The sequence below is a fragment of the Bacillus sp. 05T31 genome, from assembly GCF_056396725.1.
The window spans coordinates 1-4,465 of the sequence record NZ_JBFTMA010000615.1; the positions used below are offsets into that span (position 1 = coordinate 1).

3 protein-coding genes and 2 pseudogenes are annotated in these 4,465 nt (G+C 31.7%); all 5 read left to right on the forward strand.

Going from position 1 to position 4,465, the window contains the following annotated elements; genetic code table 11:
- A partial coding sequence (locus AC1DJR_RS25235; RefSeq protein WP_477003781.1) for an acyltransferase family protein occupies window positions 1–544 on the forward strand: 544 nt, incomplete at its 5' end.
- 89 nt (window positions 545–633) lie between these two features.
- A pseudogene (locus tag AC1DJR_RS25240) lies at window positions 634–765 on the forward strand (Fic family protein); the annotation flags it as partial.
- A 162-nt stretch (window positions 766–927) separates the two neighbouring features.
- On the forward strand, window positions 928–1,959 hold the full coding sequence (locus AC1DJR_RS25245; protein WP_477003782.1) for a VanZ family protein: 1,032 nt from the start codon (window positions 928–930) through the stop codon (window positions 1,957–1,959).
- 142 nt (window positions 1,960–2,101) lie between these two features.
- Window positions 2,102–2,728, forward strand: a complete 627-nt coding sequence (locus AC1DJR_RS25250) for an SGNH/GDSL hydrolase family protein (protein ID WP_477003783.1) — start codon at window positions 2,102–2,104, stop codon at window positions 2,726–2,728.
- 165 nt (window positions 2,729–2,893) lie between these two features.
- Window positions 2,894–4,465: pseudogene (locus AC1DJR_RS25255) on the forward strand (penicillin-binding transpeptidase domain-containing protein); the annotation flags it as partial.

The window sequence follows — 4,465 nt, forward strand, 5'->3', positions numbered from 1 at the left end:
GTTGCATATAGGGAAAGCAGAGGGATTTTATAATGGTTATGCCGATACACTGCATTTCACATCGATGTTTATGGTTGGAATGTTACTTTTTAAGCATCAGGAAAAGCTTATCTACTTATATAGGAATATGAAAAAATTTAATAAAGGATTTCTTATTGCATTAGGGATTATTCTATATTTATATTCCATTTTAATTTATGGTTTTTCCCGTAATGATACTACTTTCTTATTAAAAGATTGGGGTGTCGTAATCGGTGTTAGTATATTTATAATAATGGCCATGAGTAGCCTAAAAGTGAAAGCATTTTTAAATAAGAGTGTATTTGTATACTTAGGAGAAATTTCATACAGTATCTATTTGTGTCATTTTCCAATCATGATGGTACTATTTAAACTTTTGTATACAAAGATACCTATCTTTTTCCTTCTTGCTTTGTGTATTTCAATGACAATACTTTTTTCTATAGTTTCGTATCATTTAATTGAAAAGAAATGTATCAACTGGGCAAAACAAAGAACAACAAATTTTCGAAAAAAAGTGTAATGCTTGAAGGAATTTTATTTCTTTAGTAAATATACGAATATGACCGATTCCTAAGTATATTAGGAATCGGTCAATTACGGATTCTATATAAATATACTAAAATTGAACAAATTTTTAATTTTATACTTAACTCGAAAAATCCTCTTACTAAAGAGAATCTTCGTAACGTTTTTCCAGACATAGCCGAAAGTACAATTAGTAAAACGCTAGTTTCCTTGTAGCTGCTTGGTCAAATAAAGYTRGTTTYAAGAGGAAGAAATGCTCAATGTATACAGGTTTAATTCTGTATTAATAATTATTAGGGGTAACAACACATCGCTATCTATATCTAAAATGTTATATAAAACTATTGAATATTTTATTCGTAAAAACAGAGGTGTAAAATGAATTTTATTTCCGAACTACTTGTTACCTTTGCAATTCCTACAATACAACTCACATTCTTGTTACTACTCATTTTTGTTTTTAGCTACTTTGTAGTATACAAAAAGGTATGTAAAGGAGGGGGGGAATTTACCGTACAACAAGTTATATTGTTTATATTGATAATGGGATATTATTCCCTTGTATTATCAGCTACTTCATTTGGTCGTCCAGATGATATAACTTTTGCAAGAACAATTGACTTTGATGTACTTAGTGTTTATAAAAAAGCATGGAATACCTTTTCATTTTCTTCTTTTTTCCATATCATTGTGAATATAGGTATGCTTTTTCCGTTAGGAATTTTATTACCTTTATTTAGTAATGTTTTTCAAAAAACAAAATGGATGTTAATCAGCTCAATTATAGCAAGTTTATTGATTGAAATCCTTGAATTTACAATGCAACGTGGAAGTATGGAACTAGCCGATTTACTTCATAATACTTTAGGAATGATGCTAGGATATTCTATGTTAAATATAGTTCTTATATTGTTGAAGAAAAAAGAAACAGATACACAAATGACCAAATATTTATTTCTTCCGATTACAGTAAGTTTTGTTGCACTTGGAATAATGATTTCGTATCAAATGAAGGAATTTGGGAATATGCCTTTAGATCCCATTACAAAAACAGACATGACTGATGTCACTATAAAAACATCAATAGAGTTAAAAGACGAAGGTAATAAAATGCCTGTTTACAAAGAGGAAATTACAAAAATGCCTAATGACAATGAGCCAGTTACAAAAAAATCACATATTCGAGATGTCGAAATTCTGTCTCCCAAAGAAGTATTTCAAAAACTAAAACAAGGAGACTTTGATCCTATAATATCTTTCAAAGCAGGTGATACATTAGTCATTACAGATTATAATATAGATTACTACGCTGATACAAAAGGCTTTTCTCAACCTATATATGTTTTTCAAGTACGCTTAAATGATAATGGGAAAGATAGTTGGTCTCAACCTATTTCTGCGAGAAGATAACGTAGATTTTCATGTTTTTGTTCATGTGAAATAGTTTAATCGAGTYGTCTTGCTCATTTGAAAAATCTCCTATGGAATTTAATTGAAATTGAAAAACATTTAAGAAGAACAATTACGCTGTGGGCTATTGTATAGTGTAGATATGAATAACAAAAAAGGGGGACTAKATATGTGGAAGCGATTTGTAGCGATTGGTGATAGTTTTACAGAGGGGATAGGGGATGAAGTTGAGGGAATAGCATTAAAAAGCTGGGTAGATCATTTTGTTCAACTGTGTGTAGATGATTTAAAATATGCTAATTTTGCAAAACGTGGGTTAGTAACTAAAGAAATTCGCTCACAGCAATTGGARCAGGCATTAACTTTTAATCCAGATTTGGTTAGTCTAATTGCAGGTGCAAACGATGTTTTAAAAGGACGTTGGAATCATCATGCATATAAGAACGATATGGAATTTATGATAGATACATTAAGTAAAGCAGGTGCTGATATTATTATAGCAAACCTTCCAGATTTTACWGTTAGGCTTCCATTTCCTTCTGAAAAAAAACAAGTATTAAAAGAACAATTATTAGAGGCAAATGAAGTTATACTTTCACTGAGTAGAGAGTATAAGCTTCATCATGTTGACTTTTGGGATCATCATTTAGTTAATGATAATACGCTTTGGTCTACAGATTTAATTCATCCAAACTCAAAAGGGTATGTAAAAGTTGCTGAATTGATTTTTAGTAGTTTGCCTGTACATGACTCTTCTAAATGTTTGTAAGAATCTTGAAATCTTCCTTTTTTGAATGCAGCTTAACCATAAATTTAATTTTTTTGTAAATGTGGAACTATTTCATTACTTACACTGTCTATTAAGCGTTAAAACATTTTTTATTTAATATTTTAAGAAAGGAATAATCATTTTTAACTAAGGGAGAAGATTGAATTGAAAAAAATATGGATGCTACTTTTCTTTTGTTTCGGAGTTATGTTGGTAGGATGTAATAAAAACGAACCGCCAAAACAAGCATTTGAAGAATATATCAATTTATGGAATGATAAAAAATTTACAAATATGTATGATCATTTATCAGAACATGCAAAAAAAACGATTTCTAAAAAGGAKTTCAYAGAGAAATATCAAAAAATYTATGAGGGTATTGGAGTTAAGAATTTAAAARTTAAAACGAAAGGAGAGAATAMTAAAGATAAAGAACKTTTTCTTTTTGAAGTTAATATGGATACGGATGGAGGAACAGTTTCATTCATCCACGAAGCAAAACTTGTGAAAGATAAGGAATCTTGGAAAATAGATTGGACACCAGATTTCATTTTCCCAGGTATGAAAAAAGATTACAAAGTACGTATGCAAACAGAGCAAGGAAAACGCGGAGAAATATATGATCGAAATGGAAAAGGGCTTGCAACGAATGGTAAAGCGACTGAGGTTGGAATTATTCCAGAGAAACTAGGTGAAACGGCAGCGCAAACGAAAGAAATAGTAGCACAATTACTTGATATGTCTAAAGAAGAGGTCGATCAGAAGCTCGCAGCGAAATGGATAAAACCAGACTCCTTTGTACCAATTGGTATTTTAAAAGAGGGAACCAGACAGAATGATTATATTGAATTAGAAGGAGTTTCATCTCGCCCAGTAAATATTCGTACGTATCCATTAGGGGAAGCAGCGGCACACTTAACGGGATATATAGGAAAGGTGAATGCAGAGGAGTTAAAATCGCTTCAAAAAAAAGGTTATCAAGCAGATGATTTAGTGGGTAAGACAGCCCTGCTTATAATCCAAATACAATAGTTAGAGGAGCATCAAAAGCTCAACGGGAAGCATGGAATAACGACTCGAAACTGCCAATGATGAATCGCTTCACACAAGCATTTGTACCAGGTTCCGTATTTAAAACGATTACAGGTGCAATTGGTTTGGAAACAAACACAATAAATCCTAAGGAAGAATTTAAAATTCAAGGATTAAAGTGGACAAAAGATTCATCTTGGGGAAATTATTATGTAACACGTGTGAAGGATGCTAGTCCAGTTGATTTTGATAAGGCAATGAAGTACTCTGATAATATTTATTTTGCTCAACAAGCTTTGAAAATGGGAAAAGATCAGTATGTAAGTGAATTTAAGAAGTACGGATTTCATGAAAAATTACCAATCGAATACGAATTTCCTATTTCAACAATTGCAAAAGATGGGATAAAAAATGATATTCAACTAGCAGATACGGGATACGGACAAGGACAAGTATTAATGACACCACTTCATTTAGCGTTAACATATGCACCGATTGTGAATGAAGGGAATATTCCATCGCCTCATCTTTTAAAAGAATCAAAAGTAGCGGGGAATTGGAAAGAAAATGTGGTTTCTAAAAAGAATCAAGGGATATTAAAGAGTGCATTAATAAAAGTCATTAATGACCCTGATGGCGCGGGGAGAATTGCTAAGGTTGATGGTGTAACCCTTGCTGGTAAAACGGGTACAGCAGAACTGAAAG